Origin of the sequence: Salipaludibacillus agaradhaerens (genome assembly GCF_002019735.1) — a bacterium.
Classification (GTDB): Bacteria; Bacillota; Bacilli; order Bacillales; family Salisediminibacteriaceae; genus Salipaludibacillus; species Salipaludibacillus agaradhaerens.
Map to the genome: position 1 here is coordinate 710104 of NZ_KV917378.1, position 22875 is coordinate 732978.

The window sequence follows — 22875 nt, forward strand, 5'->3', positions numbered from 1 at the left end:
GACTATTTCACTTCAACCCATTTTTCTACAACTTTTGCACCAATCGTGTTGGCGAAGTGTTGAAGAGCCCATTCATGCCCTGTGGGATCAAAGCTCTCTACGGCGTCTTGATGGACAATAATATTAAACCCTTTATTATAAGCATCCACAGCTGTATGTAATACACAAATATCTGTGCATACACCTACGAGGTGAATGTCTTGTATACCTCTTTCACGTAATTTTAGTTCAAGATCAGTGCCAGCGAAAGCACTATATCGGGTTTTATCCATCCAATAGTAATGCTCTTTTTCCTTTGAAGGAAGTTCTTCTACGAATTGCCCTAATAACCCATACAATTTACGGCCTTTTGTGCCTCTTATATTATGAGCAGGGAACAAAGCGGTTTCAGGGTGATAAGAATCATCTTCGTCATGGGCATCAACAGCAAACACAATAAAATCATCTGTATCCATAAACAATTGCGTTAATTGTGTGATCCTTTTTTCAATTGCCTGTCCCCTCTCACCGCACGTCAGTTTACCATCATCTGCAACAAAATCATTTGTGTAGTCGATCACTATCAATGCTTTCATAACTATTCCTCCCCATTCATATACATCTAAAGTTGTTATTTCCATTGTACCATGACCAACCTAAATAAGCGCTGATGGTCGTTTGATAAAATTTAGAATTTTGTTTTTATTCTGATTATAATCGTATATAATTAATTTTAAGATTGAAGCAAAGGAGTGTTCGGCAACGTTATGAAAATCAAGTATAATGTCATCCCAAAAGAAAATGTTCGTTACTGCGACACCACATTCACTATTAAAGAAGCGGCAAAAACACTTGAAGACAGCGGTTTTCGCTGCATACCAGTTCTTGATGATACCGGTAATTATTTCAAAGGGAATATCTACATTCAACACATTTATCGTGCTATTGTAAAGGATACTGTTAAATGGGAGGATTCTATAACAAAATTGATTCATGACGAAAGGGTCCATATTGAAGAACAAGCATCGTTTTTTCGTATTTTTTCACGTATTAAACGATATCCTTATTTGGCAGTGCTGAATGCTGAACATCAATTTGCTGGCATTTTAACTCATGCTAACGTGATGGAGATACTGGAAGATTCGTGGGGAATACAATCTGGTAGATACACCTTAACAGTCTCTACTCATGAATATCAGGGGGCCTTAAGCAATATTGTGGCAAGTATCAAAAAGTTCACAAATATTCAAAGTTTAATGACATTAGATAATGAAAGCACTTTTTTCAGAAGGGTGATTATCACTTTACCGGAAAGCACGACAAATGACATACTACAAAACATGATTAATCATTTAGAAACTGAAGGCTTTCGTGTTTTTGATGTTGAAAAGATATAATGAGTTCTTTACTAAAACCTATTGTGTCGCAAGCTACCACAATAGGTTTTATATTCAGTCTTCTTTAACCCTCTTTATCTTCTTCAGTTCGTTCAATAGCAGTAATACGATAACCATCACTTCCTTCAGAGATATAAAACTGTCGTTGGCGTAACTCTGTAAATGATGACTCAAATTGTTCTACTGTGACCTCCTCTTCCCAACGAACTCTATATTCCTCAAATTGATTCTGTTCTACATGAATATTAAGAGCTTCATCGAATCTTTCTATTTTTCTCTCACCTATTAATTGTTGATGTTGTCTTCTTTCCATATGGTAAACATGACTATTTCCTACAAAAAAAGGCTCCATTAATGAGAAAGATTGGCTCTCTAGGCTTTCTTCCCAAGCTTCTTTATACTCATACATAAAGGCTATAAGTGATTCTTTATCAGCTTTGTTTTCTAAATCTGCCCATATCTCTTCTTCATCACAAGCAGTTAAAAACATAAGGATAACTAACCATCCAACTATAAACTTTTTCACGTCACGACCCCTTCTTTATCACTATTATCTCATGAGAAAAAGTAGCGCCTTTCTTTCAGGCAACTACTTTAAGAATCTGATTTTTCCACAAGGGACAATGTATACTCAATTGATTTATACTGCTCCATGATCTTTTTTTTCTTAGCATCCTTTTGAAAACACGTGACAGCAAGGATTTCGAAATTGTCTTCTAGCTGATCAATTTGTTCAGCATGTAAATAAGAGGGGCGTTCCTTCCCAATCCACTTTAAGACCATGGGTTTCCAACTTTTGAGTGCGTTTTTGATTTTATCTGCAAAAGGTTTCACATCATGAAAGAAGTCAGCCTCTTTTTCTGTCTGTGCAAATGTATGGTAAAGATGATAAGCCTGTTCATTCAATACCTTTAATTTATTTGTATCTTTCATTAGTTGTTCTATTTCTTCGTTAGACATATGTTAGTCACCTCATGGACATTGTAACAAATAAAGAAAAGCTTAGAAACTAAAAATACCTGCTAACCGTCTTTTTTTCCCAGACGATTCATTTAGAGCTGCCGATGATGTACTTTTATTAACTAATTGATCTTCCAGGATGTTAATTCGTGTGGATAACTGAGTAATGATTTGGTTTAATTCATTGATTTCCTTCCGTTGATGGAGAATTTGATATTCAACAACATCATCAGCTTTGTTACGCACCTTTCTCTCTAACTGATCCAGTTGGTTCAATAATTCTTCCATTTTCTTTTCCACCTGTATGGCGGGAATCATCGCCACTTTTTTACTTTGAGTACCTACCTTATCTTCTTCCACCAAACACACTTCACTCAATTTTTTCCCCTGTTTCATCTGTGCATTAATAATTTTTAATTGATCATATGTCTCGTTCGGCATCTCAAAATGACCGTTAGAATTCACCTTATGAGCTAGATTAAAATACTTTATCCAACGCTGAACAGTTGACGGGTTCACATGAATAGCTTTGGCAATTTCTCTCGTTTTCCAACTTTTTTTCCCCATAGTAATCGCTCCTTATTTCTTAGTTACTCAACTGTTCGCTCTCCCGATTAAAATCCCCTTTCAACTTGACAAAACTAGTTCACATTCGGCAAAGAAAGAACAATACGGATAAAATCAGCCTCGTATCATTTTATTTATGAAGCGCACACTACAAAATAACGAGGAGGAGGTGATTTTATGTCAAAAAAACAATCAAATCAGTCAAGAGAACAAAAAGAAAAGTCGAATCACTCATACCAACAGGATCAGTCGTCGGATTTTAAATCTCAACCGGATAAAAAATTGAAAGGGCCAGACAAACCCTCAACCTAATAACCCTTTATAATATGAGCTGTCTCGGAAGTTTTAACTTTTGCAGACAGCTTCTCTATGTTTTAATACCTTTCTAAAACCCTTGGATACCAACTATTAAACGATCGGACCAGTTAACATTTTGTTTACTTCAGATATGACTGAATGACTTCTGTTTTAACTATTGTTAAGCTTTCTTTTCACATGAGCTACTAATTGAGCTGCCATCAGCATTTGATGGTGTTTTTTAGCATACCATTTAGTAAGATCATATTGGACAGGTCGTTTCACGTGACGATGTAACGCTTTATTGGGTTTATACCTTGTATCGTTTGACCAATCTATTCTATGTTTATCATCATGCCATATATAAGGGAAAGTTACTCTAAGTGGTAAGCTTCTTTCACCTGAGAGGTGACTACGTATATCAATTAGTCTGCTCCCTGTATACGGCACCGTTTTAAAGTAATGATAAATCTCCTTTTTACAGGGAGATTGAAATAATAACCATGAGAGCTGATTTCCGAGCTTAATTCGTTCTGTCACACTCGTAAAGTCTTTCACTGTACAGCCATATAAACGCGTCATATAACCAGGGAATAAAACGACATTAAAATGCAGCGTCTCCTGCCATTTAAAAATGGATGTTTGAAAGACTGTTTTCTTAAAGGGATTGCTCTGTACAATAGGATTGTCAATAACATGTTGTTCATTGATGATGAGAGCATATAGTAATCGATTGATGTCGCGATAATACCAAAAATATTCCCACTCTCGCATCATCCAGTGTGAGACTGAAAAGGCAGGTAAAAGATAAAATAAGGGACGCTTCATATCATTTGAAAGCCGATAAATCATTAACTGAGGGTAGGCATCAGAAAATATTAACCAGTTTGCCCGTTCATAAGTTATAAATAGTCGCCTTCGCCATTCTTTTGATAATAACGTCCTATAAGGCTTACTCGTTAAATCTGTCATGGACCAGCCTGCATTTCGTGAAACCATATGAGCTAAGTAAGCCCATCGTATCTCTGGATTGGCCATAAAAAAGTTAGCATACGCTGCCGTTCTCGAAATATTGTCTTGATTATATTTAAAGGTGACCTGTTGAATAAAATCGATAGTCTGTTGACTAAACTGGCAGTTCACATCCATCCTCCTTCAAATTAACTGGCGTTGGTTTTATCATGCCATCTCAACTGAAACTTACTCTTTTAATTCAATTAGTCTATTTTAAAAATATCATGATATGGTATGATATAGTGATCCGAAACAGTATATTTTAGAAGGACGCTGATGAAGATGAGTATTCGTTACCCCAACGGAAAAAAATTTGAGAAAAAGCGAATCTTTTCCGGCCAAAAGAACGTCAATAATAAAGATGACCGTTTTAGTAATCGCGGAATGTCTCTTGAAGAAGATATCAATGAAACAAACGATTATTACAGGGCACATCAAATAGCAGTGATTCACAAAAAACCTACACCGCTACAAATTGTAAAAGTAAACTACCCGAAACGGAGTGCTGCTGTTGTCACTGAAGCCTACTTTAAAAAGCCTTCTACAACAGATTACAACGGTGTTTTTCAAGGGAGATATATTGATTTTGAAGCTAAAGAAACACGAAATAAAACAAGTTTCCCGTTGAAAAATTTTCATGAACACCAAATACAACATATGAAAGAAGTGATGCAACACAATGGTATTGCATTTGCCCTATTAAAATTTTCCCTACTTGACGAAGTTTATCTCTTAGAAGCTCATGAACTGATGTCGTTTTATGATAAGCAAGACACAAATCGAAAATCTATTCCGAAAAAAGAAATAGAAGAGCGCGGCCATTTGATTCCATTCGGTTATCATCCGCGAATTGATTACCTTAAAATAATAGATAAAATGATAGATCGATGCTAACCTGTTTTCAGACTTGCACAGATTGAAAGGAAGATGACTCATGTCTGATAAAATGTCTAGACAAGAGCGCAGAAAAGCGCAAACGAATAAAACAACGAAAAATAAATCAACTAGCAAAAGTAAACCTCGTAAAGGTTTAGTTAAAAAGATACTAACAGCTACTGCTGTCATGATGTTAGTCATGTTTGTAGTAGGTGCTATTGCAGTCGTTGCCATTGTAAGCAACGCACCTGAACTTGATGAAGATAAATTAACGCTTGCTTTAATCCCTGAGATTTATGATATGAACGATGAATTAATCACCACACTTAGTGCCGCTGAAAATCGACGTATGGCCAATATTGACGACGTACCAGATGTCTTAATAGATGCGGTTATATCTGTAGAAGATGCTCGTTTTTATGATCACTTCGGTGTGGACCTCCGTCGAGTTGGGGGAGCCATCCGTGCAAATATTACAGGTGGATTTGGCTCAGAAGGGGCCAGTACAATTACACAACAAGTCGTTAGAAACTTATTCTTAGAATTTGATAAAACGTTGTCGCGAAAATTGCAAGAGCAATACTTAGCGATTAAGCTTGAACAAAAGTATACGAAAGATCAAATACTTGAAATGTATTTAAATGCGATCTATTTCTCTGATTCGCGTTATGGCGTCGTTGAAGCTGCTAATTACTATTTCAGTAAAGATTTAGATGAGTTGACAATTGAGGATGCCGCTTTATTGGCTGGTATACCACAACGCCCTAACGCTCATAATCCGTTAGATAATCCAGAGGCAGCTGAAAATCGGCGTAACACAGTTATCCAACGGATGCTTTCTAACGATAAGATTACTGAAGAAGAAGCGGAAGCAGCTATGGCTATCTCAGTTGAAGACCAGCTGAACCCAAGTGAAGACCGTGAAACGACCCCATATCTATCTTACATTAACCAAGTATACGCAGAAGTGGATAACATCGAAGGCATTGAAGCTAGCGATATTTATACAGGTGGATTAAAAATTTATACAAACCTTGATACTGACTTACAAACGCATGTGGAGCATGTCATGCAATCGGATGATGTCATTAATTTTCCTGATGAAATGTTTCAAGCAGGTATTACGTTAATGGAAACACAGACCGGTGAAGTCCGGGCAATTGGTGGCATGCGTGAACCAGCTGAAGGTGTCCTATCTTGGAATTGGGCGACAAAACCACGACGTCAAGCAGGCTCATCCATTAAACCTATTTTAGATTATGGTCCAGCCATTAATGAGTTACAATGGTCAACTTATCATCAAATTGTGGATGAGGAATACTATTACTCTGATGGATCGACGCCAGTTCGTAACTTTAGTCGCACATTCCGTGGCTCTGTGTCAATGCGAGAAGCGCTCAGAGACTCGTTAAACGTCCCGGCCGTTAAAGCTATTCAAGAAGTCGGCTTAGATAATGCTCAAGACTTCGGGCAAAGTCTCGGCCTGCCAATTGATGAGATCTATGAATCATCAGCCCTTGGTACGAATGAAGTGTCTTCATATCAAATGACAGGTGCGTATGCTGCTTTCGGTAATGGGGGTGAGTATAATGAGCCTTTCACAGTACGAAAAGTAGAATTCCCTGATGGCCGTGTCATTGACTTAACACCTGAGCCGGAACAAGTCATGGAAGATTACACCGCTTTTATGATCTCAGATATGTTAAAAGATGTTGTAGAATCAGGAACAGGAACAGCCGCGCAAATTTCTGGACTTCCGATAGCTGGTAAAACAGGCTCAAGTAACTTCGATGATGATGAACGAGAACGACATAATATTCCTAGCTCAGCTATAAAGGACGGTTGGTTTGTCGGTTATACAACAGAGCTCACAGCCGGCGTATGGACCGGGTACGATACACCGGCTGATGGTCAAATTATTATGGACAATAACGAACACCAAATATCACGGGATATCTTCCGAGAAGTAATGAGTTATGCACATGAAGGTCGAGAAACATCCGATTTTGTGCAACCTGATTCCGTTGTCGAAGTAGCAATTGAACGTGCAACTGGTAAACTACCAAGTGATTTCACACCTGATAGTGAAATTATTAGAGAATATTTTGTACGGGGAACTGAGCCAACAGACGTTTCTCAAGAATTTGAAGAAGCGCAAGGTATTGAAAACCTTTCAGCCACTTATGATGAAGAAGCTCATGCTATTAACATTGATTGGAGTTATCCTGAAGACGATTATAGCTTCAGATTAGAAGTTCAAACAGGTGGTAGCGGTGATTATTCCTTAGTAGATATAACAAATGATACGCAATATACTTTATCCAATCCAGAGTATGGTGAAACTTATTCTATTCGTGTGACGGCTATCGCTGATGATAACGATGACTTATCAAGCGACCCGGCGACTGTAAGTATAACCATCCCGGAAGAGGAAGAAGACGAAGAAGAACTAGATGAAGACAATGAACTAAACGAAGAAAATGAAAATGAGAATGAACAAAATGAAAATGAAGAGAACTTACCTGATAATGGATCTGATGAGAATAATTCTTCTGATAATGGTGATGAGCAAGAGGAAGATCCAAACAATGAAGAAGACAATTCAGAAGATGAAACAGAGCAAGAAAACTCTCCTGCTAGCTCCGAATCTAATGGATAAACCATTAATAAATACTTTTAAAAGAGGTGCCTGTCTATTGGCCCCTCTTTCTTCTTTTTGACTCGGATAATCATGATGTATTCTTACACATACATAAAAAAAGACGCCCCATTGTAAAAAACGCGGCGGAACTTCTGAACTTGAATGATAAAAGATAAAATAGCATCGCCTGTCCCTATTAGCCATTCATCACTAGTAAGGAAATCTTTTTGTGAGAATTAAGGTTTATCTATATATCTAATGAATCGTTTTGGAATGCTTTGTAACATCACATCTATTCCAGTCACTTGTTAATGACTATGAGAGATAAACAGCCCATTTTTTCTCTGACTCTTCAATCAATTGACGCAAAGTGGTAAAGGCATGATAATGATCAATCGAATTAAAGACAAATGATAGACGCTCAGACAGATTAACAGGCGCATATAACTCATGTGTAAGAGCTTTATAATCATCGACTAAATGCGTTAAAGGCTTTTGTTTCACCCATTGCATCATTTGCAAATATGAGGCTGTATACTGTTGCATAAGAGGTTTTGCAGCTGCACGATTGCGCTTCTCAAAACATTTAATCAAATCTAATTCTCCTTTATTGTTCCATTTATCTAAAAACTTTTGAATAGAAGTAGCGGGATACAGCCATGGAGAAGTAGCAGAAGTTTCAATTTGTAAATACGCTAAAATATCTTCATAGAACCAATAAGAGGAATCATGGCTATCTTTTAAAAATTCACATGTGTCATCGATCATCATTTTATCGTTTATCTCATAAAAAGGTCTCATAATAAACACTTGTGGAACTGTTACAGTAGTCATTCCCCCACCACAATTCCCTTTTTCTTAAGTCGCTTTTTCCCTTCACGACACAACGCCACGAGCGGACAGGCCATACAATTTGGTGATTGGGCTTTACAGTGATAACGACCAAAGAAAATGAGTCTATGATGTGTAACCGACCATTCGTCTTTTGGGACTTTTTTCATGAGTGTTTTTTCTACTTCTAACACAGAATCTTTCCAGCGACAGATCCCTAATCGTTTGCTTACACGTTCCACATGGGTGTCGACAGCAATCGCTGGTTCGTTAAATGCCACAGATGCCACGACATTAGCTGTCTTTCTCCCTACTCCAGCCAATTTAATTAATTCGTCTCGCTCTCGTGGAACTTCACCATTGTAGTCTTCAATTAATGACTGCGCAAGCTTTTTAATATTTTTTGCTTTACTTCTAAAGAGGCCGATGGAACGAATATCATTTTCTAATTCTTCAAGAGGAACTTCTGCATAATCTTCAGGTGTTTTATATTTTTCAAATAGCGCTGGTGTTACTTTATTAACCAATGCATCTGTCGCTTGAGCAGAAAGGACGACTGCAATCGTTAATTCGAATGGGTTCGAGTGTGTCAACTCACACTCTGCTTCTGGAAACATGTCACCCATTGTCTTTAAGACAAATTCTACTTGACTCTTAGTTAACATACGTTAGTTGCTCCCTCCTTCCAGCCAATTATACCCTGGATGCTTTTTCTCTCTTTTAGTCTCTGACGATCTAGAAAATTGACGATTTGATTGATGGTTCCTTATATTTTCTCCATGGCTTTTCGCTTGTTCGATTGTTTTAACCCCGTTCTTTTTCCAGTCGAATAAAATACGATCAATATAACGAAAGTTTAGTTTAGACGACACCACAGCTTCCCTTAGTGCGGCTTCAATAATAAACGGTTCATGTCCGTCATCATCTAACCACATAGATATCATCTCCATTTCCATAGGAGATAAAGGCCTTGCAAACTCCTCTTCAAATCTCTGAAATAGTTTACCTTCTTGTAATTGTTTATCTTCTTTTACTTCATGTTGTGATTGTTCATTTAAATGCATTTGAAGCTTCTCGAACAAGGGTGCGATAGAGATCATTTCAGAAATTTTATTGTCAGTCCCTTTAGACTCAACAATTTCTATAAATCGCTTTGATAATAGTTCTTTTAATTGATGGGCGCAATCGTTTGAGGTGATCGTCATTCTTTCAACAAGGTTATCAGGTGTAGGGAAGTCATTACCTTCTTGATGAAATTGTCGAATATGAATTAGAATTAAGAATTGCTCATCTGTTAAACCGAGCTGTTTGTAATATTTAAATAACAAGCCTGGTAATGTAAAAGGTGGTTCAGATAATAATTTAAAAACATGCTGGTTTTCCAAGCGTGTCACCTACTTTCTTCTATGTCTAGCAACAAAATAAGAGGGTGTTTCAAAAGAGGTCATCACACTTTTGAAACACCACTCCCCACCAGCAAACTATCATTTTAATGCCATGAGTATTATAACATAATAAATGGTTCAACGTTTTCCGTTTCAGTCCTAAACCACCTATTTAACCTGTTTATCACAGATAACCGTTCGTAAAGCTCCCTACTCCAAATAGACAGGAGAGCTACATCTATTTAGGTGTGAGCTAACGGTCGGTAATGTCCTGATTGACTCAACTAACAATCAGTGGGGTATCGTCCTTTTCCCACTGATTGATAATTTGTTTTATGGATATAAACGGTTTAATAAACGTGGGAACGGAATCGTTTCTCTTACATGTTCTGTTCCACTTATCCATCCAACTGTTCTCTCGAGGCCTAGTCCAAATCCTGAATGCGGTACTGAACCGTATTTTCGTAGGTCTAAATACCATCTGTAGGCATCTTCAGATAAATTATGTTCGTCATATCTTTGTTTAAGAAGCTCTTCATCATCGATTCGTTGACTTCCGCCGATAATTTCCCCGTATCCTTCTGGTGCAATTAAATCAGCACATAATACGACGTCATCTCTCTCAGGATGAGGTTTCATGTAAAAAGCTTTAATGTCTTTCGGATAGTTTGTAATAAAAACAGGCTTGTCATACTTTTCTGCAATCGCTGTTTCATGAGGTGCACCAAAGTCTTCTCCCCACTTAATGTCATAATCTTCTTGTTGTAAAAATTCAATCGCTTCATCATAACTGATTCTTGGAAATGGTGCTTTAACATTTTCTAATTTACTTGTGTCTCGTTCAAGTGCCTCTAGCTCTAATTTACAATTCGCTAGGACAGACTGAACAATAAAGCTAACGTAAGATTCTTGCAATGCTAGACTTTCCTCATGGTCCATAAACGCCATTTCAGGTTCTATCATCCAAAATTCAATTAAATGACGTCGTGTTTTTGATTTTTCTGCACGGAATGTAGGGCCAAAGGAAAATACTTTCCCGAGGGCCATAGCAGCAGCTTCCATATATAACTGGCCACTTTGAGATAGGTAGGCATCTTCATCAAAGTATTTCGTATGAAATAAGTTTGTCGTTCCTTCTGCTGAACTCCCAGTTAAAATTGGAGGGTCTACTTTAACAAACCCATTGTCGTTGAAGAATTCATATGTAGCACGGATAATCTCGTTTCTGATTTTCATAATCGCATGCTGTCGTTTAGAACGAAGCCATAGATGGCGGTGATCCATGAGAAATTCGGTTCCATGTTCCTTAGGGGTAATTGGATAATCAGTTGCTTCATGAATCACTTCAAAGCTCTCAACAGTTAATTCAAATCCTGATGGTGCTCTATCATCTTCTCTCACCGTTCCAGTTACGTACAGAGAGCTTTCTTGAGTTAACTCTTTAGCCTGTTTAAACACCTCTTCCCCAACTTCAGCTTTCACGAGAACGCCCTGAATAAAACCAGTTCCATCACGAAGTTGAAGAAAAGCAATCTTACCACTTGAACGTTTATTTGCTAGCCACGTACCTATAGTGACAGTTTGTCCTACATACTGCCCTACTTCTGAAATAGTTGTTTTCACACTGATACCTCCAAAAGTCTCTTCATATCATTCATGTGTTGCCGTTAATATTATACCTGTCAGTGAAAAAGGAAGTCAATGACATAGACAGGGCACCTGATCGATGACTACCAAGTGCCTGCGGGATGTTGTTGCCTGCGGGATGTTGTGCATGTCTAATACGTCACCTTAATGACTAATATAAGAAGCATGGTCTTTCATGTTAATCAAGCGTATTTTTCAACAAATGCCTTAATTCGTTTCAGTGCCTCTTCGAATTGATCAAGGCTTGTAGCATAAGACAGTCTAATATTATCAGGAGCACCAAATCCACTCCCTGGAACTACTGCCACTTTTTCTTCTTCAAGTAGCGCTTTTACCCACTCATCTGTCGTGTTAAATGGACTACTTGCTACAGCTTCTTTTACATTAGGGAAAAGGTAGAAGGCTCCTTGCGGTTTTACGCAAGAAAATCCTGATATAGCTGTTAGTTTATCATAAACGGTATTTAGTCGCTCTTCAAACGCTTTGCGCATCGTTTCAACTGAACCATCATCCTCTGTATAAGCAGCAATGGCTCCATATTGAGACATAACAGCTGGATTAGACGTCGTATGACTAGCTACGTTCGACATTCGCTTTATAATCTCCTTGTTCCCTGCCGTATAGCCAATTCGCCATCCCGTCATGGAATGAGATTTCGAGACACCGTTTATAATTAATGTCTGCTCCTTTAATGCGTCAGATAGCTGAGCAATGGATACGTGCTGCTTCCCTTCATAGATAAGTTTCTCATAAATTTCGTCAGAAACAATTAAGATATTATGTTCTAAACAGAACTCACCTATTGCTTTAAGTTCATCTTCTTCATACATGACACCAGTAGGATTACTAGGAGAATTTAAAATTAATGCTTTCGTTTTTTCCGTCACCACTTCTTTTAATTGATTAACCGTTATTTTAAACTGAGACGCCTCTTTACCTTCAACAAAAACTGGTTTCCCACCAGCTATCTTGACTTGTTCTGGATAACTTACCCAATAAGGAGAAGGAATGATGACTTCTTCATTTTCTAACAAAATGGTTTGAAAAAGTAAGGAAAGTGAGTGCTTTGCACCGCTCGTTACAATAATTTCATCGATTTCATACTGAATACCTTGATCTTTTTTAAATTTCTCACTTATCGCTTTTTTAAGATCAGGTAAACCTGCAGCTGGCGTATATTTCGTGTGACCCTCAACCATCGATTGATAACTGGCTTCAATAATGTATGCCGGAGTGTTGAAATCGGGCTCCCCAGCTCCAAGTCCTATGACATCATGCCCTTCCGCTTTCAATGCCTTTGCTTTTGCAGTAATGGCTAATGTAGAGGATGGTGTTATTGATGTGACACGTGGTGAGAATTCCATCTGAAATCGCTCCTTCTATCGTGAATTTTAGTATTACCCGCTTTAAGGATTAAATTGATAATGTCGAATATATGTCCCATCTTCAAATCTAATATAGTAAAAAGAGTGGCGGTCAGACGTATCGATGTAACTAATTTCATAGACGGGAGTTGACCCAGCCATTCCTAGCTTAACTGAATTTACTTTTTTTATGTCAAGCTCTGATTGCGCAATCTCTAGTGCTTCTTCTCTAGTTAGACCTTCAGAGTGTAACCTTGTTTTAATAGTAGGTGTACGCTCTTCCTCGTTTTCATTTTCTTCCTCATTGTCAGATGCTTCATCACTATTATTAGTGTCAAGGTTGTCTTTATCTTCGTCTTCTTCCGTTAGTTCCTCAACCCATATGTATATCTCTTCACCAGCGCTATTAATCCCATCAATGACTTGATAAGAACGGCGCCCGTGATAATATTGCACATCGATTACTTCTTCTAAGTCTACTTCTTCCCTAGCAATTGCCACCGCTTGATCCTCCCTTAACGTTAACGGATCCATTGTGACATTGTAAATATAAATAGAGAAGGCTACTATACCGATAACAACCATCACCGATATAGCTATTATCCACGCTTTCATGCATCATCACTCACGTTTCATAAATTGTGAAAATCATCTTTTGATTATTGGTCTCATCTACCGCCAAACCAAACATAAGGTCTCTCTTTTTAAGTGTACGATTCAATGAATTAACTATTTTATATAGGTCATCACTGCGTTCAACCGCCACTGAAGCTAACTGTTTGTTGCCTGCTAACCCCATCTTTCTGTCCTCCTCGTACCATTCCTTTAAAACCTATGATTTTAATTTTATCATAATTAAGGGATCATGTTTGTGTCTATATGAACTTTTTTGCTAATAAATTCGCATTAAATAAAAGCTTCTCCTCATCAAACAGTTGTAATTCCTCATTTTCATAAACAGGTGAACCATTGATGAAAACATCTGTCACATCACTACCTTTACAGCTGTAAACTAAATGAGACATGATGGTCCCCTCATTATTTGGAGTGAGGTGTGGGGTTGCTGGATTAATTAAAATAAAATCTGCTTGATATCCTGGCGCAATAACACCTGTATTTTCAATCTGTAAAGACGTTGCTCCTTGAGAAGTTGCCATCTTCAATATATCAAACGCATTTGTGACTGTAGGGTCTTCATTGACCCCTTTATGAAGTAATGCAGCCATCCTCATTTCTTCAAATAAATCTAAATTATTATTGCTTGCCGTAGAATCAGTCCCTAAGCTCACTGTAATACCTAACGCATGAAATTGCTTTAATGGCGCAATGCCAGACCCAAGCTTAAGGTTGCTAATGGGATTATGCGATATAGCTGCTTCAGCCTCTTTAATAATTGTCAGTTCAGTCTCGTCAACATGAACCGCATGAGCTAGTAGAACTGGATGCTCAAATATCCCGAGCTCTTTAAGGTGAAGGATTGGCCGAATACCATACTCGCTCACATGCTTATCTACTTCGTTTCGAGTCTCTGATACGTGCGTATGAATCATCATGTGATGTTTACCAGCTGTCTCAGCCACGCGTTTTAAAAAGGCAGGAGGACATGTGTAAGGGGCATGCGGCGACAAAGCAATAAAGACTCGTCCTTCTCCTTCTCCGTGATAATTTTTAAAAAAAGTCGTACTTTCTGCCAGCTTTTTCTCTTGTTCGGCTTGGGAACATTGTCCAATCATCCCTCTACACAAAACAGCTCTAAGATTTTTCTCAATGACGATTTCAGCTATGTCTGACATATGCAAATGATACATGTCTAAAAAAGTCGTTGTTCCTGATTTTATCATTTCCATCATCGCTACCTGTACAGCAGTTAAAACTGTTTCATGGTCAAACTGAGCTTCATTGGGCCACATGACTTGTTTTAACCACGTCATTAATGGCATATCATCTCCTGCTCCTCTTAAGAGAGCACTTCCTAAATGACCATGTGTGTTAACTAACCCAGGCATTAACCATTTACCTTTACCATCTAAGATTCGACTAGCTGTTTGTTGTTCTTCTTCTGTTGGACTCCCTTTCGCTACCTTTGTAAATTTATGATCTTCAATAACGACATAGCCTTGAAAGATATCATCGCGTTGTTCAAGGGTTATAATGGTCACTGAGTGGATGATAAGAGTCATGTATTCTCACTCCTATTCTCGTTTTCTTGTAGGTCATTAAACCAGTCAGTCATATGATCTTCTAATACATCCATTGACTCTTGAATAAAAGGAATCTCTTTTGGTAGCGAATTTATGAATGATTTCCCATATCGTGTTGTCACAAGTCGCCGATCTAACACGATGACAACACCTTTATCAGTAGAACGTCTAATTAAACGACCAAACCCTTGCTTAAACCTTATCACTGCCTGGGGCAATGCCAGTTTCATAAAAGGAGAGTCACCTTGCTCTTTCAATGAATCTGATCGCTTTTTAAAAACAGGGTCGTTAGGAGGACTAAATGGTAATCTAGCCATTAAGATACAACTTAAATCACTACCTGGAATGTCGACACCTTCCCAAAAGCTACTCGTTCCTAATAAAATCGATTGCTCAAATTGTTGGAAGTTTTTAGTTAATTTTGAGCGACTCTTTGTATGAATGCCTTGAGCAACAATCATAAACGAATCGTCCAGCATATCTTTCAAATGAGCATAAGTGCGTTTTAACATATCATAAGAGGTAAATAAAACGAGCATTTTACCTTTCGTCACTTGGGCCGTTCGATAGATTTGTAAAGCAGCTGCTTCGATATAGGCTTCTTCACCGGCATCTTGTATAAGCGGCATGTCTTCAGGAACCATTAAGGCCACTTGATCTGACCAAGAAAAAGGTGATGCGACTTGCTTTGTTTTTACTGGAAAATCTTCAAGTCCAAGCCGCTGGATCATGTAATTAAATTTGTTGTTAACGGTCAAGGTTGCTGATGTCAAAATGATTCGTTTTTTATGAGTAAAGAAATCATCAGCTAGCCGGTCAGCTACAGTGATAGGTGAGCTTTGAATAGAAATGGACTGCTTAGGTCCTCTCGTTTCCACTTCAAGCCAGTACACATCACTCTCTTGTGGCTGAAGAATCAAGTGATTAAATGCCATATATTGACTTTCTATTTGATATAAAATTGAATGTAACCATTCGCGCTCTCTTCGTTGTTCATTTGTCGGATGAACCTCATCTTGCTCAAATGCATCATCTATTTTTTGGATAATGTCATGAATCGTTATTAATAACGCCTTAAATAAGTGCTCACATCTGGCAGCTGTCTCCCTTACATTTAGCCATTTTTGGTCAGACAGTTCGATGATTTTAGATAACCGGCCTGTTTCATTTTTACCTGCCGTTCCCCGTGTAACGTAGTGGTTCATTTGAATAAAGAGATCATTCCATTCTTGCTTAAAATCCGTTGAAACACGTGCGATATTTTCAGCTTTCTCTTGCATATATTCAGGTGCAAGTTTCATTATGGCCTCAGGTAGCCATTCGACTTTATCACGGCTAGTAACATCATTTAACACTTGGGTAATCGTTAAATAATCCAGTTTTTCACCTAATTGTCTCGTGGCCGTTTCTTCAAGATGGTGTGCCTCATCAACGATTAATGTGGCGTATTTAGGAATAACTTGATGATCAGCAACCATATCAGTAAACAAGAGCGAGTGATTTGTAATGATTAAATCGGCCTGTTTCGCTTTCTTTTTTGCTCGCTGATAATAACAGCGAGTAAACCATGGACACGATGGATTAGCGCATGATTTAGCATCACTCGCTATTTCATACCAAAAACGCGTATTGCCTGAAGCAAGATTTAACTCTTCTACATCACCTGAATCTGTCATGGTAAGCCAAACTAAAATTTGTGCCTTTGACAAAGTTCGATCGTAAGACGGCATTGGATCTTTATGCAAAAGGTTTTCAAACTTTTGCAAGCAGAGATAATGCCCCCGTCCTTTTAACAAAGCAGTTTTGATTGAGAAAGGTAACACTTTTTTTAACGTAGATAGTTCATTTTTTAATAGCTGATCTTGTAATTGTATCGTTTCGGTGCTAATCACGACCTGTTCATTTGACCTTTTCGCAAAAATGGCGGCAGGGATAAGGTAGCCCAATGTTTTCCCTGTACCTGTACCAGCTTCAATGAGTCCAATACTATCCTCTTTAAAAACTTTATCTATAAATCGTATCATGTCAATTTGACCTTCTCGAAGTTCATAAGCAGGCATTTTATCTGCCATACTCATGTCATTCATTAAAGTTTGATGGAGAAGTGTGTCAACTGTTGGAACGACTTCACTCGTTTCTACATCCTCTTCTTCGTCTATCAGCCTTTGTTTTTTAAAAGCTAGCCCTCGATACGTATCAATCTCTTCAGTAAAATGAGGGTGGCCCGTTTTTTTTGCGATAAGCTCACTAAGCCACGCACCTAGATCACTTTTTAAGGCAGGAGTTAATTTCTCAAGCTGTTGTAAAGTGAGTAAAGGCAATGTTTCAAACGTTTGAAATATCTCCATGAGTAATAAGGCAGTGGCATTAGCATCACTATCAGCACGATGAGGTGTAGTATGAGCCATATCAAACCGCTCAGATAATTCGGATAAACGAAAACTGTCTTCTGTAGGAAATGCAATGCGGGCTAACTCTACTGTATCTAATAAAGGTCCCTGAAAAGGTGTATACCCAGCATGTATTAATTCGTCATTAATAAAATTTAAATCAAACTCTACATTGTGAGCCACGAAATAAGCCCCTTCTAAAGCTTGTAAAAGTGTAGGTGCAATTGAATCAAATGTCGGGGCGTGCACCACATGTTCATCAGTAATGTTAGTCAACGTTTTTATAAAAGGCGGTATAGCCCTATCTGGATTTAGATAGGTCGCATAATTGTCCGTAATTTCCCCATTTTCAACAACAGCATAAGCTAATTGAATAATTCGGTCGCCCTTTGAAAAAGCAACCCCTGTCGTTTCAACATCTAAAACAACAAAACGCGTCATCGTCATTTACCTTCTTTCTAAGGACGGTCATTTTAATCATCTCAATACATATAATGTGATGTCCTGTCTTATTGTAGCATGCACAAGGCCGCGAAGCACCCATTTCCATCAGAGAAATGGCCTCGATGCATACAAACGAACCTTCAATCAGTGGGTGTTTTACGGACGCTTATTTGTGATAAACCAGACTAACCAATTCTATAACTCTTATAAGCCATTAAAAACTCTCTTAACATGCTATAAGCTGTTAAGAGAGTTTTTTAATTATTTAATCGTCGCTTCTGGTTCAGTCCCCAGTATGTCTAGAATATCGTTTTGATCATTCAAAATAGCAACAGTAGGGACATGTTTATGAGCTTCCCTCTCTTCCATCCACTTATACGACATAATAATAACTTTATCTCCTGGTTGAACGTAACGGGCCGCAGCGCCATTTAAACAGATGGTTTTTGAGCCAGGAGTTCCAGCTATAATATACGTTTCAAGGCGAGCACCATTATTGTTGTTAACAACGTGAACTTTTTCATTCTCTAACATGCCAACTGCATTTAAAAGATCGCTATCAATCGTAATACTTCCAATGTAATTTAAGTTTGCTTCTGTGACTGTTGCCCGGTGAATTTTACCACTCATCATTTCACGATACATATGATTATCTCTCCTTATTATTTAAATAGGAAATTGTTCCCACATAACATTATCAATAAGTCTCACTTGTTCATAGTGAACAGCAGTAGCCAGTATAACACTTCCTGTTAGTGCACCTGGACGTATTAGTTCCGGGAATTTTAGACATGTAATGTAATCAATTCGCCCCAACTTCAAGTCCCTTTTCAGCGCTTGTTTCACCCAGTCCTCAAGCCCAGCCACCGTCTTAAAATGTCCTTGTAACGCCTTGTTTTTTGCTTCAGCAAGTGTTTTATAAATGTGAGGAGCTTCCTGCCTTTCCATATGTGATAAATTGACGTTACGCGAACTCATTGCCAACCCATCTTTTTCTCTTACAGTAGGGACAGGCACGATGGTAAGATTTAAATGATAATCAGCTACCATTTGCTTTATAATAGCCACCTGCTGAGCATCTTTCATTCCAAAATAAGCGATGTCAGGTTCAATAATGTTAAATAGTTTCATAACGACTGTAGCTACCCCATCAAAGTGGCCAGGTCTACTTGAACCACACAGAATATCTGCTCCTCTTTGCACAATCATTTTAATACTCATAGTGTCAGGATACATCTCAGCTGCAGTAGGGGTGAATAACTGGTGAACACCATGCTGCTCTGCTAGATGTAAATCTTTTTCTAAGTCTTTAGGATAACTATCAAAATCCTCATTTTCACCAAACTGAAGTGGATTTACGAAGATACTCATTATCACAACATCTACCTGTTGTTTCGCTTTTTCTACGAGTTGTAAATGCCCATCATGCAAAAAACCCATTGTGGGTACAAAACCAATCGTTTTTCCATCTGCCTTTAATTGCGCAACTTCCTCTTTCATCCGGGCAATATTTTTAATGTGTTTTATCACGTTATATCACCTTTACCGTAGAGGTGTGACACACTCGTTTCTAGCGGCTGAAAGACATGTGCTTGTTCAGGGAAATGTCTTTTTTTCACATCATAACTGAACTGACTGATGGCGTTTTTTACTATTTCATTTATATCGGCATACTGTTTTACAAATTTCGGTACATGACCGTCATTATATCCGATAATATCGTGGTAAACGAGCACTTGACCATCAGTAAATCTCCCGGCGCCTATACCGATAACAGGAATAGTTAATAACTGAGAAATTTGTTGAGCTAATGATTCAGGGACACATTCAAGGACAAGCATACATGCACCTGCTTCTTCTGTTTTAATCGCATCGTTTTTTAACCTTTCAGCATCCCTTTCTTGTTTCCCTTGAACATGGTAGCCGCCAAATACACCTACTGATTGGGGAGTTAAACCTAAATGATTGACAACAGGAACGCCAGCATCAACAAGATATTTCGTGTAAGTAAGGACATCGCCGTTCCCCTCCATTTTAATAGCATGGGTCCCTGCTTCTTGAACTAATCTTCGAGCATGCTTTATCGTCTCTGAACGTGACGAATGATACGTGAGAAAGGGCATGTCAGTTATAATAAATGTCTCACGAGCGCCTCGTTTAACTGCTTTCGTATGATGCACCATATCATCCAGTGTGACAGGTACTGTGGATTCATAGCCTAATACGACCATTCCGAGGGAATCTCCAACAAGTAAACAATCTACACCTGCAGTTTCAGCTATCCCCGCTGCTGGCGCATCGTACGCTGTTACCATAACAATTTGCTCGCCATTTTTTTTCATCTTTTTAAAGTCTTTTGTCGTTTTCATTCTCCTACTCCTTTCAATTTGAAAGGGAAAGAAGGATACCATTTGAACAAGCTGCCATTTTTACGTTATTCCTTCCCCTAATAATAGGTGAAAAAATGACTAACTAAGACAGCTACTCAATGAAAAAACCTTCTCGATTGGAGAGAAGGTTACTTTGAGCTTATCAGGAACACGGGAAAAGACACCAGCAAGATCTAATGCTGGACGGCCCTACTTACCATGTCACTGTTTCTTGTTCAACCCTCTGTCCCCGTCCGCGCTGGATCAAGGCAGCCATTCATTTTAGTTGTACTTACACTTCATGGTACAGCTCGTAACCGATACTGTCCTGTCTTTATTATAAAGCAATTTGGAAAAGACGCCAAGCGTCTCATACATTACGCTATGACGTCATCACGATTATTTCTCTGTTAATGTAAATCTATATCAGCCGAATATATTTTATGTACCTTGCCAGCTTCATCTTCTAACAGTAAGACACCTTCGTTATCAATACCTAATGCTATTCCTTCAATTACAGTTGTCGCAGTTCTTGCACTTATCTTCTTTCCAGTTGACGAAGCATGCGCTTCCCATAAAGGTTTAATTATAGTGAAGCCATCATCTAAATAAAGCTGGTAAAGTTTAGTGAATTCATCTAATATCCCCCCTATTAGCTGGGAACGATCATAGGTTTTACCTGTTTCAATAAAAAGGGAAGTAGCTATATCCGTTAATGGGTCAGGAAATTGCTTATGGTTTACATTTAAACCAATGCCAATAATAACCGATAATAACCGATCAGTATCTGCCTGCATTTCTGTCAGAATTCCACACACTTTCTTTCCATTGATTAAAAGGTCATTAGGCCATTTAATCGTTACGTTGACCTTTGACAGCTTTTCAATAGCACGTGTTACAGAAACCGCAGTTAGCAGTGTAAGTTGTGGCGCTTGTTCAAAAGCAATGTCTGGTTTGACGATTAAGCTCATCCACACACCTGAGTCCTTTTCAGAATGCCATGTCCTCCCCAGTCTCCCTTTTCCATTTGTTTGTTCATCAGCAACAACTAAAGTACCGTGAGTCATACCATCACTCACCTGCTTTTGTGCAGCCATCTGAGTTGAATTAATTGATCGGTAAAAGATGACATTTGTAAATAGAGAATCATTAGGCAAATATGACAAGATTTCATGTTCACTTAACATTGGGTACGTGTCTCTAAGTTGATAGCCCTTATTTTGACTAGCAACAATATCATAGCCTTCCTTACGTAACGCATCTATATGTTTCCAAATAGCCGTTCTACTGCACCCTATCACTTGACTCATCTTTTCGCCAGAGAGAAAAGTTGTATTATGTTCTCTGAGTAACTTAAGTACTTGCCCTTTCATTTATTCAACACCTCTTCAACTCTATCTAACAAAGCTTTTTCATGATTTTTTAAAACACCAGCTACGACATCTCTTTCTAACTGGTCTAATACTCTACCTAACTCCCGACCAGACAAGTCTGCGTAGTGAGAAAGGATGATTTTCCCATTTATGTACATATCCTCTTTCTTTTTTATCGGCAACATGAGAAATTTTCTTTGCCAAAATGTCGCGTCAAAGTTTCCTTTTGTTAAATCATTAAGAAGAGACATAGCAATATGAAGACGTTCCTCACCTAACCGATATACATCCCAGTCTTGCCAACCATGCTCAAAATAATCATTAACCGACTGTTGAATCATTAACACATTTTTAGAAAGCTCTTTAGATCGCTTATAAAAATTAAGAGCCTCTCGCATTTTATCATGAGATGGCTGATATAACACATATACCCACCAAGCTAAAGGACTATTAAAAAGAGTCGCCTCTTTATAGTTCTTTAATATATTTGAAATTTGTTCATCACTAAAAACGAACGGCAATTCTGCTATGAGTGGTTGAGAGAATAGCCTTTTCCAATCCCTTCTCAGCATAACTGGTTTAGTCATTTTCTCAATTTCATTAGCTATTCTTTCCACTGCCGTATTATGAATTAATTTCGCGTGATGATTAATATGGATTTGGGTCGTATGATCAATTATGAGGTTAAACGTCAACGCAAACCTTAAAGCTCTTAATAAGCGAAGAGGATCCTCAATAAACGGTGTGTCACTATTATGAATCGTTCTTAAAACACTTTTACTCACATCTTGCTGTCCGCCAAATGGGTCAATCAAGTGTCCATCTTTCCCAATAGCCATGGCATTTATAGTAAAGTCTCTCTTTGATAAATCTTCTTCAATTGTCTGACCTTTAAACGTACTTACTTCCACAGGTATTCCCATAATAGGAATGACGAGCGTACCGTGCTTTATCCCCACATCAATTGTTTTCGTAAAAAGAGTTTGGATGTCCTCCACGTTTGCTGAGGTAGCCACATCTATGTCTCGGTTTGTAACACCTCTACAATAATCTCTAACAGCCCCACCTACTAAGTATGCAGAGTAGCCCGCTGCTTCTAATGTCGTTATGACGTATCGGCCAGCCTTTTCCCCGTTCATA

General features: G+C 38.2%; 23 protein-coding genes. 4 read left to right on the plus strand and 19 right to left on the minus strand.

From position 1 onward, the window contains the following. Positions 1–2: 2 nt before the first annotated feature. Positions 3–575, minus strand: coding sequence for a cysteine hydrolase family protein (locus BK581_RS03285; RefSeq protein WP_078576822.1), 573 nt, complete (start codon positions 573–575; stop codon positions 3–5). Positions 576–746: 171 nt separating this feature from the next. Between BK581_RS03285 and cbpA the strand changes: the two genes are divergently transcribed. Then, a complete protein-coding gene (gene cbpA / locus BK581_RS03290; protein WP_078576823.1) occupies positions 747–1376 on the plus strand; it encodes a cyclic di-AMP binding protein CbpA in 630 nt (209 codons plus the stop codon). A 64-nt stretch (positions 1377–1440) separates the two neighbouring features. Here cbpA and BK581_RS03295 read toward each other — a convergent pair whose 3' ends face one another. The 3 genes from BK581_RS03295 to BK581_RS03305 all read right to left on the minus strand — a co-directional run bounded on the left by BK581_RS03295 (position 1441) and on the right by BK581_RS03305 (position 2903). Then, positions 1441–1902 carry a TcaA NTF2-like domain-containing protein gene (locus BK581_RS03295; RefSeq protein ID WP_078576824.1) on the minus strand — a complete coding sequence of 154 codons (462 nt, stop codon included), beginning with the start codon at positions 1900–1902 and terminating at the stop codon, positions 1441–1443. 68 nt (positions 1903–1970) lie between these two features. After that, a complete protein-coding gene (locus BK581_RS03300; RefSeq protein WP_078576825.1) occupies positions 1971–2336 on the minus strand; it encodes a YppE family protein in 366 nt (121 codons plus the stop codon). A gap of 42 nt (positions 2337–2378) precedes the next feature. Continuing rightward, positions 2379–2903: a helix-turn-helix domain-containing protein gene (locus BK581_RS03305; protein WP_078576826.1), complete on the minus strand. Its 525-nt coding sequence runs from the start codon at positions 2901–2903 to the stop codon at positions 2379–2381. 177 nt (positions 2904–3080) lie between these two features. Here BK581_RS03305 and BK581_RS20425 point away from each other — a divergent pair, with 177 nt between their 5' ends. Continuing rightward, entirely contained in the window at positions 3081–3215 is a 135-nt protein-coding gene (locus BK581_RS20425; RefSeq protein WP_257821072.1) for a hypothetical protein, read from the plus strand. Between the two features lie 156 nt (positions 3216–3371). Here BK581_RS20425 and BK581_RS03310 read toward each other — a convergent pair whose 3' ends face one another. Further along, positions 3372–4343, minus strand: a complete 972-nt coding sequence (locus BK581_RS03310; RefSeq protein ID WP_169837517.1) for a DUF2515 family protein — start codon at positions 4341–4343, stop codon at positions 3372–3374. Positions 4344–4496: 153 nt separating this feature from the next. Between BK581_RS03310 and recU the strand changes: the two genes are divergently transcribed. After that, entirely contained in the window at positions 4497–5108 is a 612-nt protein-coding gene (gene recU / locus BK581_RS03315; RefSeq protein ID WP_078579835.1) for a Holliday junction resolvase RecU, read from the plus strand. 40 nt (positions 5109–5148) lie between these two features. Continuing rightward, the gene (locus BK581_RS03320; RefSeq protein ID WP_078576828.1) at positions 5149–7749 is read left to right on the plus strand and encodes a penicillin-binding protein 1A; all 2601 of its coding nucleotides are present in this window, start codon (positions 5149–5151) and stop codon (positions 7747–7749) included. A gap of 297 nt (positions 7750–8046) precedes the next feature. Here the strand turns inward: BK581_RS03320 and BK581_RS03325 are convergent, their stop codons facing one another. The 14 genes from BK581_RS03325 to BK581_RS03390 form a co-directional block, all read right to left on the minus strand. Beyond that, a complete protein-coding gene (locus tag BK581_RS03325; protein WP_078576829.1) occupies positions 8047–8565 on the minus strand; it encodes a YpoC family protein in 519 nt (172 codons plus the stop codon). Further along, positions 8562–9227 (minus strand): endonuclease III, encoded by a 666-nt coding sequence (gene nth, locus BK581_RS03330; protein ID WP_078576830.1) that lies wholly within the window; start codon positions 9225–9227, stop codon positions 8562–8564. The genes BK581_RS03325 and nth overlap by 4 nt, the downstream gene beginning before the upstream one ends. 3 nt (positions 9228–9230) lie before the next feature. Continuing rightward, complete coding sequence (locus BK581_RS03335; protein WP_245828864.1) at positions 9231–9956, minus strand: DnaD domain-containing protein; 726 nt, start codon at positions 9954–9956, stop codon at positions 9231–9233. A 324-nt stretch (positions 9957–10280) separates the two neighbouring features. Next, positions 10281–11570, minus strand: coding sequence for an asparagine--tRNA ligase (gene asnS, locus BK581_RS03340; RefSeq protein ID WP_078576832.1), 1290 nt, complete (start codon positions 11568–11570; stop codon positions 10281–10283). A 206-nt stretch (positions 11571–11776) separates the two neighbouring features. Beyond that, positions 11777–12958 carry a pyridoxal phosphate-dependent aminotransferase gene (locus tag BK581_RS03345; RefSeq protein ID WP_078576833.1) on the minus strand — a complete coding sequence of 394 codons (1182 nt, stop codon included), beginning with the start codon at positions 12956–12958 and terminating at the stop codon, positions 11777–11779. 42 nt (positions 12959–13000) lie between these two features. Then, entirely contained in the window at positions 13001–13573 is a 573-nt protein-coding gene (locus tag BK581_RS03350; protein WP_078576834.1) for a cell wall elongation regulator TseB-like domain-containing protein, read from the minus strand. A gap of 10 nt (positions 13574–13583) precedes the next feature. Continuing rightward, positions 13584–13757, minus strand: a complete 174-nt coding sequence (locus tag BK581_RS03355) for a YpmA family protein (RefSeq protein WP_078576835.1) — start codon at positions 13755–13757, stop codon at positions 13584–13586. Between the two features lie 76 nt (positions 13758–13833). Further along, positions 13834–15138, minus strand: a complete 1305-nt coding sequence (locus BK581_RS03360) for an amidohydrolase (RefSeq protein ID WP_078576836.1) — start codon at positions 15136–15138, stop codon at positions 13834–13836. After that, entirely contained in the window at positions 15135–17990 is a 2856-nt protein-coding gene (gene dinG, locus BK581_RS03365; RefSeq protein WP_169837520.1) for an ATP-dependent DNA helicase DinG, read from the minus strand. The genes BK581_RS03360 and dinG overlap by 4 nt, the downstream gene beginning before the upstream one ends. Before the next feature lie 264 nt (positions 17991–18254). After that, a complete protein-coding gene (gene panD, locus BK581_RS03370; RefSeq protein ID WP_078576838.1) occupies positions 18255–18638 on the minus strand; it encodes an aspartate 1-decarboxylase in 384 nt (127 codons plus the stop codon). A gap of 21 nt (positions 18639–18659) precedes the next feature. Then, positions 18660–19520: a pantoate--beta-alanine ligase gene (panC, locus tag BK581_RS03375; protein ID WP_078579836.1), complete on the minus strand. Its 861-nt coding sequence runs from the start codon at positions 19518–19520 to the stop codon at positions 18660–18662. Further along, a complete protein-coding gene (panB, locus tag BK581_RS03380) occupies positions 19520–20362 on the minus strand; it encodes a 3-methyl-2-oxobutanoate hydroxymethyltransferase (protein WP_078576839.1) in 843 nt (280 codons plus the stop codon). Before panB ends, panC begins: the two co-directional genes overlap by 1 nt. Positions 20363–20772: 410 nt before the next feature. Next, positions 20773–21735, minus strand: a complete 963-nt coding sequence (locus BK581_RS03385) for a biotin--[acetyl-CoA-carboxylase] ligase (protein ID WP_078576840.1) — start codon at positions 21733–21735, stop codon at positions 20773–20775. Continuing rightward, positions 21732–22874 carry a hypothetical protein gene (locus BK581_RS03390; RefSeq protein WP_078576841.1) on the minus strand — a complete coding sequence of 381 codons (1143 nt, stop codon included), beginning with the start codon at positions 22872–22874 and terminating at the stop codon, positions 21732–21734. The genes BK581_RS03385 and BK581_RS03390 overlap by 4 nt, the downstream gene beginning before the upstream one ends. Between the last annotated feature and the right edge of the window lies 1 nt (position 22875).